The organism is Chryseobacterium ginsenosidimutans (genome assembly GCF_024807225.1).
Taxonomy (GTDB): domain Bacteria; phylum Bacteroidota; class Bacteroidia; order Flavobacteriales; family Weeksellaceae; genus Chryseobacterium; species Chryseobacterium ginsenosidimutans.
The window spans coordinates 1,553,051-1,566,266 of record NZ_JANUCO010000001.1; the positions used below are offsets into that span (position 1 = coordinate 1,553,051).

Annotated in this window: 10 protein-coding genes; all 10 read left to right on the forward strand. The window is 34.9% G+C overall.

Annotated features, from left to right (window positions below):
• Positions 1-11 precede the first annotated feature (11 nt).
• Positions 12-758, forward strand: coding sequence for a glycerophosphodiester phosphodiesterase family protein (locus tag J3D55_RS07510; protein WP_259129986.1), 747 nt, complete (start codon positions 12-14; stop codon positions 756-758).
• A 343-nt stretch (positions 759-1,101) separates the two neighbouring features.
• Positions 1,102-4,074, forward strand: a complete 2,973-nt coding sequence (locus tag J3D55_RS07515) for a SusC/RagA family TonB-linked outer membrane protein (protein ID WP_259129989.1) — start codon at positions 1,102-1,104, stop codon at positions 4,072-4,074.
• A gap of 11 nt (positions 4,075-4,085) precedes the next feature.
• A complete protein-coding gene (locus J3D55_RS07520; RefSeq protein ID WP_259129992.1) occupies positions 4,086-5,543 on the forward strand; it encodes a SusD/RagB family nutrient-binding outer membrane lipoprotein in 1,458 nt (485 codons plus the stop codon).
• 102 nt (positions 5,544-5,645) lie between these two features.
• Positions 5,646-7,223 (forward strand): calcineurin-like phosphoesterase C-terminal domain-containing protein, encoded by a 1,578-nt coding sequence (locus J3D55_RS07525; protein WP_259129994.1) that lies wholly within the window; start codon positions 5,646-5,648, stop codon positions 7,221-7,223.
• A 361-nt stretch (positions 7,224-7,584) separates the two neighbouring features.
• Entirely contained in the window at positions 7,585-8,298 is a 714-nt protein-coding gene (locus J3D55_RS07530; RefSeq protein WP_259129996.1) for a 3-ketoacyl-ACP reductase, read from the forward strand.
• A 409-nt stretch (positions 8,299-8,707) separates the two neighbouring features.
• The gene (gene prmA / locus J3D55_RS07535) at positions 8,708-9,535 is read left to right on the forward strand and encodes a 50S ribosomal protein L11 methyltransferase (protein WP_259129999.1); all 828 of its coding nucleotides are present in this window, start codon (positions 8,708-8,710) and stop codon (positions 9,533-9,535) included.
• A 132-nt stretch (positions 9,536-9,667) separates the two neighbouring features.
• Entirely contained in the window at positions 9,668-10,156 is a 489-nt protein-coding gene (locus J3D55_RS07540) for an SH3 domain-containing protein (RefSeq protein WP_259130001.1), read from the forward strand.
• The gene (locus tag J3D55_RS07545) at positions 10,125-10,505 is read left to right on the forward strand and encodes a hypothetical protein (protein ID WP_259130015.1); all 381 of its coding nucleotides are present in this window, start codon (positions 10,125-10,127) and stop codon (positions 10,503-10,505) included. Before J3D55_RS07540 ends, J3D55_RS07545 begins: the two co-directional genes overlap by 32 nt.
• A 62-nt stretch (positions 10,506-10,567) precedes the next feature.
• Complete coding sequence (locus tag J3D55_RS07550; RefSeq protein WP_259130018.1) at positions 10,568-11,044, forward strand: SMI1/KNR4 family protein; 477 nt, start codon at positions 10,568-10,570, stop codon at positions 11,042-11,044.
• Positions 11,045-11,957: 913 nt separating this feature from the next.
• The gene (locus tag J3D55_RS07555; protein ID WP_259130020.1) at positions 11,958-12,647 is read left to right on the forward strand and encodes a phage tail-like protein; all 690 of its coding nucleotides are present in this window, start codon (positions 11,958-11,960) and stop codon (positions 12,645-12,647) included.
• The last annotated feature ends 569 nt before the right edge of the window (positions 12,648-13,216 follow it).

The window sequence follows — 13,216 nt, forward strand, 5'->3', positions numbered from 1 at the left end:
TAATTTATATTATGAAAAACTTTATCTTAGGGTTAGCAGTTTTAAGCACAGTAGTAATGAAGGCACAAACCCAGATTGTCGCGCACAGAGGTTATTGGCAGACGCAGCCACCAACAACAGAAAACTCCTTGAAATCTTTGGAGAATGCACAGAATTTGAAGATCTACGGATCCGAATTTGATGTGAGAATGACGAAAGATGGCGTTTTGGTGATCAACCATGACGAACATCACGCGAAAATGGAAATTTCTGAAACCGATTTTAAAGATTTAAAGAAAGAGAAATTATCAAACGGTGAAGATTTTCCTACATTGAAAGATTATTTAAAGCAAGGAAAAAAAGATAAATCATTAAAGCTGGTTGTTGAAATAAAGCCTGATAAAACGAAGGAAAAAGAAGATGAATTGACGGCAAAAACAATCAAAATGATTAAAGACATGAAACTTGAATCTCAATGTGATTTTATTTCTTTCAGCTTAAATATCTGTAAGGAAATTAAAAGACTTGCACCGACTTTTAAAGTTCAGTATTTGAAAGGCGAATTATCTCCGCAACAAATCAAAGACGAAGGCTTAGACGGGATCGATTATCACTACAGTATTTTCCAGAAAAATCCAACTTGGATTGCTGATGCAAAAGCGTTGGGATTAATCACAAATGCTTGGACGGTAAATGATGTTGCAGTTTCAGACGAATTAAAAGCTCAGGGAATCGGGTTTATCACGACCAATATTCCGGATCAGTTGAAGAATAAATAATTTTCAAGAAAATTTCAACTTATTATAAAGCCTGTCTCTTCATTGAGATAGGCTTTTTTTATGATTGATGATTAAGCTATTGCTTAAAACTTAATCTGTTCTAAACTCTTACTAATAAAGGAAAAATTTTATTTTATCATGAAAAGACAATAAAGTTATGTAAATAAATTTAACCTTTAATATTAATAATCCTTAATGGTTTTAACCTGTTATTAACCAGTTGAGTGTCTATTTTTGTTAATCATAAGTTCATATAGCGTTTAATAATTATTTAATAAATGTTAAAACCATGTTAAAACCATAGCCATAATGTCTTTCTAATTTTGCGCAAACAAAAAAGGATATGCGTAAAGAGACACAAAAGTTATTTATTTTATCACTATTGGGACTGGTCAGTGTCAATGTGGTGGCTCAACAAAAGGCAAAAAGAGACACCATTAAAAACATTGACGAAGTAGTGGTAACTGCTCTGGGGATCAAAAGGCAAGACAGATCTTTGGGGTACGTTGCGGAAACTATTAAGTCAGAAGAATTATTAAAAACCCAGAACAACAACTGGTCGCAGGCGTTGGAAGGGAAAGTTGCAGGTCTGAAAATTCAGACAGCAGGAGCGGGACCTTTGGGAAGCTCAATCATCAAATTACGTGGTGATATTTCTATGAATCCCGATCAGAATAATGCCCTTATCGTTGTAGATGGTGTTCCGATGAATAATAGTACGACAGGAACAGGATTCTCAGCTTATGGTGCGGGTTCTAAGGCAGATTTACCGATCGATTACGGAAACGGGATCAATACCATCAATCCTGACGATATCGAGTCTGTTACTATCCTGAAAGGTTCTACAGCATCGGCTTTGTATGGTTCTAGAGGTGCAGGTGGAGCGGTAATGATCACCACAAAATCCGGAAAAGGCAAGAAAGGGAAAGTACAGGTTAGCTTAAACTCTTATTCTAGCTACGATACGGTATTAAAATGGCCCGATTATCAGTACGAATACGGACAGGGAACAATGCAGAAAGACACCAATGGAAATTACTTTTATTCTTACGGAGCTTCTGCAGACGGGATAAGTACAGGAGGAACGAGTAGTGCTTTCGGACCGAAATTCGAAGGTCAGTATTACTACCAATACGATCCTACAGTTGAAGGGCAGAGCAAAACAAGACAATTGTGGCAGCCTTATAAAAATAATATCAAAGATTTTTGGCAGACAGGAACTACTTTCTCAAACAATATTGCACTAGAAGCTTCTAACGAAAATACATCTTTCAGATCATCTTTAACGTATTTAAAGAATGAATGGATGATGCCTAATACAGGTTTCGACAGATTGAATGCAGCTTTCTCAGTCGATCATAAATTAAATGAGAAACTGAAAATCGGTATTAAATTAAATTACAACAAAACAAAGAGTGACAATTTACCTGCAACAGGATACAGCAACCAGTCGATCTCTTATTTCATGATCTTCCAGAATCCGAATGTAGATTTGTCATGGTATAAGCCAATTTGGAAAGCAGGGAAAGATCAGATCGAGCAGATTCACCCGTTCAGTTCGTTCATCGATAATCCTTATATGATCGCTTACGAAATGCTGAATGGCGTTGATAAAAACTTCATCACAGGAAACGTTAACCTTAATTATAAAATTACCAAGAACTTCGACGTAATGTTGAGGTCTGGAATGGAATTAACGAATGAAGAACGTACCCAAAAAAGACCTTGGAATACAGCAAATTACCTTCAGGGGATGTACAGAGAACAGCACGTGAAGCTGATGGATTTAAATAATGACATTTTATTTACGTATAAAAATAAGATCAACGATTTTGATTTCAGTGCATCTGCCGGAGGAAATATCCGTTACACAGAATACACAATGAATGATTATTTGGCAGACGGACTTCTAAAACCGGGTATTTATACGATGCCAAATGGTATTTCAAATATTATAAAATTTGCAAGACCAAATGATAAGCAGGTGAACAGTGCATATGGTTTAGCAAATGTAAGTTACCAAAATAAAATTTTCTTAGATTTTACGGCAAGAAACGACTGGAGCAGTACGCTTCCTAAAGAAAACCGTTCATATTTCTATCCGTCGGTTTCTTCGTCTTTCGTTCTTTCAGATATTTTCAATTTAACATCGGATAAATTTAATTACTGGAAATTAAGAGCTTCTTGGTCTAAAGTAGGGAATGATACAAATCCTTATCAGTTAATTAAATATTATAACAACAGTGATTTTGCGGGTTCTGTAGAATCTCCGGCAACCTTTCCGAATCCGAATCTGAGACCCAACATGATTACCAATATAGAAGCAGGGATGGATTTCACGATTCTTAAAAACAGAATTACTTATACGGTAACAGCTTATCAGAATAATTCTAAAGATCAGATTGTTACAATTCCTGCATTATGGGAAACAGGGTATAGCGGAAGAGTAATCAACGCAGGAGAAGTAAGAAACAGAGGTCTTGAAATGACTTTAAATACGTATCCTATAAAAAATAAAAATTTCTCATGGAGCGTAAACGCAAACTGGTCGTTGAACAGAAACAAGATCCTTTCTATTCCTGCAGAATTTCAGGGAGAGCCTTACACAATGGGAAGTGTAGGAGGTGTTGTTTACTTTAATGCAGTTGTAGGCGGTTCATTGGGAGATATGTACGGTTACGGATTGATGTATTCTCCAGACGGACAGGTGATTTACGGAAGCGATGGTTTGACGGGAAAACCTACTCAGATGAAGAAAATAGGAAATGCATATCCGTCATGGAGAGCAGGTCTTCAAAACGAATTCAGATATAAAGGATTTACAGTAAGCTTCTCATTTGACGGACAGTACAAAGGGATAGCGTATTCACAATCTCACCACAAAATGACGGAACAAGGAAAGCTTGAGCATACGTTAATCGGAAGAGATAATCCTGGAGGTTTAATCGTAGGAGAAGGAGTGGTGCAAAATCCTGACGGTTCATTCTCTCCGAATACAAAAGGAGTGTTGGTGTCGGCTTATTACGCAGATTACTACAGAAGAGCCAACGTAGAAACGAATACGTTCGATACGTCTTTCATCAAATTAAGAGATGCGAGAATTGCCTATACTTTCCCGAAAACTTTTACTGAGCAGCTTAAAATTACAGATTTAACGATCGCATTATTCGGAAGAAATCTTTGGATGTGGACGAAATATCCATTATTCGATCCGGAAGCAGCAACGTTGAACGACAACCAGATCACTCCGGGTGTGGAAATGGGACAGTTGCCGACAGCAAGAACGGTAGGTATTCAGCTTAATGTTAAATTTTAAAATTTAAAATCATGAAAAAATTACTTTTAAATACATTGTTAATCGCAGGAATTGGATTGGTTTCAGTCTCTTGTGACAGAAATCTGGATGAGGTAAACGTCGACGAAAGTAGAATCAGCGAGCCTGTAGCTTCAAAATTATTGGTGCCGATTCAGTACAATATGTCTTCTATCAACTACATGCGTGCAAACGATTTCACGTTCGATATCATGCAGGTTTCTCTTGACTTTCCTAATGAAGGAAACTCTTTGAGCCGTTATTATATTACTGAAAATACAGGTGCCGGTTTCTGGAACAACAGCTACAAATGGCTGATGCAGATCAACGATATGAAAAAAGCGGCAATAAGAGATAATGATATTAATTATCAGGCGATCGCAATGGTTCTTAATGCTTGGGTTTATTCAAATCTTACCGATACGTATGGCGATGTACCGTTCAGTGAAGCATCAAAATTGGATGAAGCTGTTTCTAAGCCTAAGTTTGATAAGCAGAAAGATATTTATGTTCAATTATTGGATGATTTAAAGGCTGCAAACTCACTTTTCATCACGACAAAACCGTTAACGGGAACTGATCTTTTTTATAAAGCAGAAAGCGATGTAAACGGAATTGTTAACTGGAAAAAATTCTGTAATTCTCTTTCATTAAGGTTGTTAACAAGAATTTTAGCCAAAAACGGCGACGTTAATGTGAATCAAAGAATTGTAGAGATCATCAGTGATCCTGTAAAATATCCGATTTTCCAGAGCAATGCAGAAACAGCAAAAGTGAATGTAACAGGAGTTTCACCACTTCTGCCTCCAATTGCAAGACCACAGGATTTTACAACAAGCAGAGCGGCTTCAGCATTTTTTGTGGAAACTTTAAAGGCAAATAATGATCCTCGTATGGCATTGTTTTTTAGTCAGGCGAAAGATATTGCGCCACCTCAACCAAATATCGGCTACAAAGGTGTTCCGACAGGATATGCATATGGAACGGTTTTCACTTACCAACCTTCCAATATGAATCAGAACCTTGCCAAAGCTCCTTTAAATATTCTTGTTTTTCCTTACGCTGAATTACAGTTTATCCTTTCAGAATTAGCTTACAAAGGAATTATCCCGGGAAGCGCACAAACCTTCTACGAAAACGGAGTAAAAGCAACGATTGAGCAATGGGGTTCTACGATGCCAGCAACGTATTTAACAAATCCAAACGTGGCTTATAACGGAAGTTTAGAGAGAATTATGCTTCAGAAATATGTGGCTTTATTCTTCGTAGATCAGCAACAGTGGTTTGAAAAAAGAAGAACCGGTTTCCCAGTACTTCCAAATAACGGAGGACTTTTAAACAACGGAAATATGCCTTCAAGATTAATGTATCCTCCGAACCCGAGAGTGTTGAATACAACAAATTATCAGGCTGCAGTTCAGCAAATGGGCGGTGATAATATCAATGTAAAAGTTTGGTGGAATAAGCCATAATTAAAAATCACCAAATCACAATTAATCATAAAGATTGCTGAGTGTTAACGCCCTTGCGAATGAAAAAAAACACTCAGCAACAAAACAATTTAATAAAGTAAAATGAATATAAAATTCTTAATGCCGTGTCTGCTAATTTCAGCAATGGCATTCTCTCAAACCTCTGTCTCAGGATATGTGTTTGAAGACAGCAACAAAAATCTTAAAAAAGAAAATAAAGAAAAAGGAATCGAAGGAGTTTCTGTTTCAAACGGAAATCAGGTTGTTTTAACGGACAAAAGCGGAAGATACAGCTTGCCAATTCAGGAAGGTCAGACAGTTTTTGTGATCAAACCTTCAGGATATATGACGCCTGTAAACGGGAATAATCTTCCTCAATATTACTATCAATATAAGCCAAAAGGTTCTCCTACAGATTTCAAATACAAAGGATCTGCACCGACTGGAGAGCTTCCGAAAGAATTAAATTTTGCATTAAATAAACAAAACGAAAGCAAAAATTTCGACATTTTAGTGTTCGGAGATCCGCAACCTTACACAGAAAAGGAGTTGGATTATTTCAAAAGATCTATTGTAAACGAGGTTAAAAATACCAAGAAAAATGCGGTGTTGGGAATCAGTTTGGGTGACTTGGTTGGAGATAATTTAAGTTTACAAAAACCTTATGCAGACGTGATGAAAGAAGTTGGTTTACCTTGGTACAACGTCATGGGTAATCACGATATGAATTACGAGGCGAAAGAAGATATGCTTTCAGATGAAACATTTGAATCCAACTTCGGACCTGCCAATTATTCTTTCAATTATGGAAATGTTCACTTCATTATTTTGGATGACATCTTATATCCGGATCCGAGAGATGGAAAAGGATATTGGGGCGGTTTCCGTGAAGATCAATTAAAATTCGTTGAAAATGATTTGAAATTGGTTGATAAAAGCAAATTGGTTGTCGTTTCTTTCCACATTCCGTTGGAGCATAAAAACGAAGACAACTTCAGAAATGCAGACCGTCAAAAATTATTTGATTACTTAACGCCTTTCCAAAATGCTTTGATTTTATCAGCTCATACACACATTCAACAACAGATTTTCTACGGAAAACAAGCAGGTTGGAACGGTTCAAAAGATCTTCATGAATACAACGCAGGAACTACTTGCGGCGATTGGTGGTCTGGAACTGCAGATGGTGCAGGATTACCGACTTCTACGATGAGAGACGGTACGGCAAAAGGATATTCTTTTATCAGTTTTAATGATAATCAATATAAAGTTAAGTACAAAACTGCCGGAAAACCGGAAGATTATCAGATCGGTTTATATGTTCCGAAAGCAATTCCCGGAAGAACTTCTGCAAAAATCTTGGCGAATTTCTTCATGGGAAGCAAAAAAGACAAGGTAGAATATAGAATCGACGGCGATCAGTGGGAAGCAATGGAGTACGACGAAACGTTGGATCCAAGCTTTGTAATGTCGGTTTTCAAATGGGACGTTACTCCGAATCTTTTACCAGGAAGAAGACCTTCAAACCCGGAAATGTCAAAACACATCTGGACAGGTGCTTTCCCGAAAAAACTTTCTCTAGGAAAACATAAGGTTGAGGTAAGAACAGTGGATATGTATGGAAATCAGTTCTCAACATCAGAAGAATTTGAGGTGCAAACTCCTGTTCTCATTCCTTAATTTTCATTTTTACTATACTTTCAAAGAAACCGACTTCATGTGGAGTCGGTTTCGTTTTTATTTAAATCTGTCTGTAAACACTAATAATCACAAATGTTTTTCACGAGTAAACACAAATAAATTATGCTGTAAATAAAAAGTATGCTATTATCAATAGGAACGGGCATGTTATCCTGAGCTTGTCGAAGGAAGCCCGTTTTTCATTTAACACAATGAGATTGGCTTTAGCCAAAACTTAAAAAAATAATTAAAATTGTATGCTTAAAAATTCGTGTCATTTGTGAAAAACATTTGCGGCATTTGTGTTTCAATCAAAAATCACTTTCGTAAATTTGCTTAAACGAATAAATACTATTTACATATGAACATAAACGGAAAAAACGCCATCGTTACAGGTGGAGGAAGAGGTCTTGGTAAAGCCGTTGCTTTGGCTTTGGCGAATGAAGGGGTAAACGTGGCGATCACAGGAAGAAACGAAGAAAATCTTAAAAATACCGTTGAAGAAATCAAAAATCTTGGAGTAAATTCTGCGTATGCCGTTTTCTCGGTAGATGTTGAAGCAGAAGTAAAATCGGGAATCGAATCTTTGGCAGAACAATTAGGCGGAGTTGATATTTTAATCAATAATGCAGGAATCGGAGATTTTGGTTCGATCGAAGAAATGCCTTCCGAAACTTGGGAACAGGTGATTAAAACCAATCTTTTCGGAGTTTATTATGCTGCAAAAGCGGTTCATCCTTTTATGAAAGCAAAAGGGGAAGGAGATATCGTTAACGTCGCATCAACAGCAGGTTTGAAGGGCGGACCAAATATGTCGGCGTATGCAGCATCAAAAGCAGCGGTAGTTTCTTTATCTCAATCGATGATGGCGGAATGGAGAAAGCAAAACATCCGTGTCATCACTTTGACACCAAGTACAATTGCTTCCGACATGTCTATTCAAGGTGGTTTAACAGATGGAAACCCGGAAACAGTTCTTCAGCCGGAAGATTTCGCAGAATGGGTAAGAGATATTCTGAAAATGAACAGAAGAGCTTTGATTGCCAACGGTTCTATTTTCTCTACAAATCCATAATGAGAGATTGATTAAAATCAGAATTTTCAAACATCAATAGGAGCGGACTTTAGTCCGCTTTCTTTATACAAAGTCTGTCACTTCAATATTCAGGTTTTCATCTGTAGGAATCGATTCAACAATAATTTAAGAAACGTAGCCTAGATCTCTACGAGATGACAAACTTTGTGGTAACTTTAATGTTGCATAAATTCTTCCTTCGTCAGAATGACAAAGGTTGTTAAAAGATTCGTGTTCTTCGCTGAGTGAAACGCCTTTGTGAACGAAAATATGCAGGATGATTTTAATAAAAATTTTGCGCTCTTTGCGTTTAAAAAAACACTTCGACTTCGCCTAGTGTGACATTTCTACTACTAACTGTTTGTCAAACTATCCTATTAATTCGCTATTTTTGCAACAAATTATTCACATGCAAAATTATTTAGAATTCGATTTCAAGATTTCTCCGCTTCAGCCTTGGAGTGATATATTGATGGCGGAGCTTATTGAGATAGGTTTCGACAGTTTTACGGAAGAACACGAAGGTATTTTAGGATATATTCAGGCAGATCTTTTTAAGGAAGAAGAGTTGAAAACGCTTCCGCTTTTCCAGAACGAAGAAGTGAAAATAGAATATTCTTTCACCGAAATGCCGAATATCAACTGGAATGAAGAATGGGAAAAGAATTTTGAACCTATTAATATTGATGATAAAGTTTTGATCAGAGCAGAATTCCATGAATCTGTTCCGGGAATGCACGAGATTATCATTCAGCCGAAAATGTCTTTCGGAACGGGACATCATCCGACAACGCACTTGATGATCCAACAGATGATGGATATCGATTTCAATGGCAAAAAAGTATTGGATATGGGTTGCGGAACTTCGGTGTTGGCGATTTATGCAAAACAAATTGGAGCCGGAGAAACAAAAGCGATCGATATTGATGAATGGTCGGTAGAAAATTCAAAAGAAAACGCTGCAAGAAACAATGTTGAACTGGATATTGAACTGGGAACTGCCGAAAATTTAGGAAAAGAAAATTACGATATTATTTTAGCGAATATCAATAGAAATATTTTGATTTCAGACATTCCAACGTATGTTTCTGTGTTGAATGACGGCGGAAAATTATTGCTTTCGGGCTTATGTTTCTTTGATGTTGATGATATTTTAGAAATTTGCAAAGAAAACGGATTAGAATTAAAAAAGAAACTTCAACGCGAAGAATGGGTAAGTTTATTGCTTGAAAAATAGAGTGATTTAATCAGGAGTCTTTTTGTAAACTTTGCTGAGTGTAACGCCTTTGCGAACGAAAAATATTCCCAATTATTTTAAAGAAAAACCTTGCGAGCTTTGCGTTAAAAAACTGAATTCAAAAATAGTATCATGAAATCTTTATTAACAGTTTTATTTTTATTCGTTGTACAGATTTTTTCTGCTCAGGAAGAAGCTTACGCCAACGGAATTTTCGATTTTGAGGAAAATAAAACGCAGAAAATTTTCACAGACTGGGCAAGAATCCGACAATCACCAAATGTGAGTTCTCAAGTTGTAGATTCATTGCCAACGAATCAGCAGATTTTAATTCTTAAAAAAGAGAAAACTGTCTTGCAGTTAGGTGAAAGAAGTGCAAACTGGTATCAAATCTCTTATCAAAAAGGCGATAAAACCTCCGAAGGTTATGTTTGGGGCGGAAATCTGGCTGTTGGTTATAGAAATAAAAACGGATTTGATTTTCTTTTCGGATTAACAAAAACAGTTGATAAAAAGGACAAACAATTCAATCAAAACTATAAGCAGAACATCGCAGGTATAAAAATGGTTGAAGGAAATCTTTTGATCGATGAGGTTTCTTTTGAGACGGGTTTCCGGTGAAAGTTTAAATTTCAGAAGTTTCAATATTGAAAGCAATCATAAGCTTAAAGATGTTGAATTTACTTTAAAAGCAACAGTTTCCGGTGAGGCTTGTGGAATTGCGGGGTATGACCAATATATTTTGTTTAAAGACAGGAAATTGATCGCTCTTCCTCAATTAATGAATGTAGGCGATGCTGATGTTTATTATCATACCGAAGAATTTATTTTCCCGAATGATAAAGGCGGAATTCCTAGCGCTTTTATCTTTAAAATGGAAGAAATGGAAAAGGATGAGAAAGATCGGGAAAAGAAGAAAAAAGCTTCTAAAACCTATCTTTGGAACGGAAATTCTTATAAATTGAAATAGAGAATTTTTAATATAAATATGAAAACCACTGTATATTTACGGTGGTTTTTAATTTTTATGCAATGACAAAAGGAGAGCTTTATGATTTAAAATTATTACAAAAGAATTTCGAAGAAAATGAAGTGAAGGTTTTTCCTGCTGATTTTGGTGAAATTAAAGCTTTTCAAAATAAATATAACATTGAAATTCCTCTCGATTTACAAAACTATTATTTGGAATTGAATGGAAGTGGAAACGCTGCCTTGAATAATCTATATGAATTTTACAGCATTAACCGTACAAAGAAAATTTCTGAAGAATTAATAAATTGGAAGGGAATTCCGGATTACAGTAAACTTAATTTCGAAGGAATCGAAAATGTTTTCGTTTTTGGAGAATATCAGTTCAATTTATATGTCTTTGGAATTGAATTACATCCCGATCTGTCTTTAAACAATAGGATTTTTATTTTGTGTGGTGAAGATTTTAAAATCATTGCCGATAGTTTTACAGAATTTATCGATTTATATTTAAATAAACCGGAAGAAATCTATATTTAAATTATTAGATAGATACTTGCTATTCTTAATTCCTAAACTTGCTTCAGCTTTCTGACCTTTTTTCAACTTCTTAATGCCAAAACTTCTTTGTAAGAAAATTTTAAACAGGTTCTTAGAATAGGATTAAAAAAACAATAAATAATGAATGTTGAGAATTTTATATAGAGAGAAAAATTAAAAAAAATAGAATATTTTGGGATAAATACTAATTCTAATAACAGAAAATTGGTTTCTTTTTTTGTAAGTTTTTAGATATAATATGCAAATTTAGTCTAACAGAAAAGTTGTGAAATTCTAATAGCTGTTTTTTTGTAAACTTACTGATTTTTAATTTTTTATATTTTCTGTTACTAATGATTTTTTTTTGAAAATACTGACGGCTGCTAATAGTTATTAAGGGTTAAATTATCTGATGCTTTTGATTTTGAGAATAAATTTGCAAACAAGAAACGAATAGATATTAAGATTCGCTTTAAATATTTATAAAACAGTAAACATGTTTTATATGGTAAACACAAAATCAAGGATAATGAAAAAATTAGTAAACTCTTTTTTAGGTTTCGAGATTCCCAAACACACGTCGATACCTATTGATTCTAAAAACACAAATCATTAACGCTGCGTAATTGAAGAACAAGACGGTGTACTGTAAATACCATAAATCTATCGGTATTTTTTCTGAATTCAATATATAAATATATCAAATATGCTTGGGATCTGTATGTAAAATTCCCTCAAAAGACAATGATATATCACTGCTTCTGTTCTCTCTTGTACAAGAAAATTAAACAACTAAGAAAAACATATAATACATTAAGAAATGAAAAAATTATTTTTATTATTAACGATATCGCTTTCCATATCGGTATCCTCACAAATTGGAGTAGGAACAGCTAATGCAGATCCTTCTGCTATGGTAGACATCAATTCTACCGACAAGGGGTTATTAATACCTAGAATTTCTTTGGCTGGCAAAAACGATGTCTCTACCATCCCTTCTCCCGCAAATGGGTTAATGGTCTACAATCTGGCTACCGCAGGAACTTCACCCAACAACGTAATTGCAAATAATATTTATAAATTCAACACCACTTCAAATCAATGGGAGTTACTTCTATCTCAAGATGCTTTGGATGATCTAGCGATCCCACTTCCTGCAGTATTTAAATTGACAAGCGACATGCACAATTTTTTGAATGGAGTAGCACCAGGATTCTTGCAAATTACTCCCATGACAGAAATTAAGAATAACATTCCTGGGTTATCGTACAACAGCTCAACATCTACTGTAACTTTTGGAAAAGGCGGAACCTATAAATTTGATTTTATTTATGAAGGCGATCATCAAGCAGCGTGTACCTTAAGTTCCTATTTTGTTGATTTTCCATATCAAACCGGTATTACAAGAATCCACAGTACAGCTAGTCACGGTCAAGGTTTATTCAGCAACCATGGAGGTACTATATCTTATACAGGAGTAATTCCTGCTAATAAAACTTGGCAAATCAAATTAGGAAGAGGGCAAAGCGGAAACTGTGAAGGTCCGGGAAATACCTTACGTGCAGGATCCACCCATGTTTTTATATATAAGATAGGTTCTTAATATAATGTATAATTAACTTACATACAGTAAAAAAAACCATTACTAAATTAATGATAATCAACTCCTTTTGTCTCCGGACTTAAGGAGTTTTTGTGTTAAATTTTTGTCATTTTTTAAAGAACCTTTACTGCAAAAAAAATCAGCTTTTATCTAAACGGGAAGTAAAGTTTTCATGAAGATAATGAGTTATATTTTGAAAAAGCATACTTCTGTATACATTTTCATCTAAAGAAAGGAGTGACAAAAGATTAATTAAAATTCTAATATGTGTTTTTTTGAAACGTATTGATTTTAAATAGGTTAATTTTATAAATAATAATGATTTATATGAAAAATATTAACTTTTGCTAACATTTATTAACGATAAAATTACTTATAGTTTTGATTTAACGAAATAAATTCACCCCATAATAAGGATGAAGATTTTCAATGAGTTGAACCGGTAGGTATTAATTTTATAAATACACAAATACAAATACAAATACAAATACAAATCCTTCGCTCAGTATAATTAAAGTACAAAATTATGTATTGTAAATACAGCAAATCTATTGGTAATTTTTCTAAAT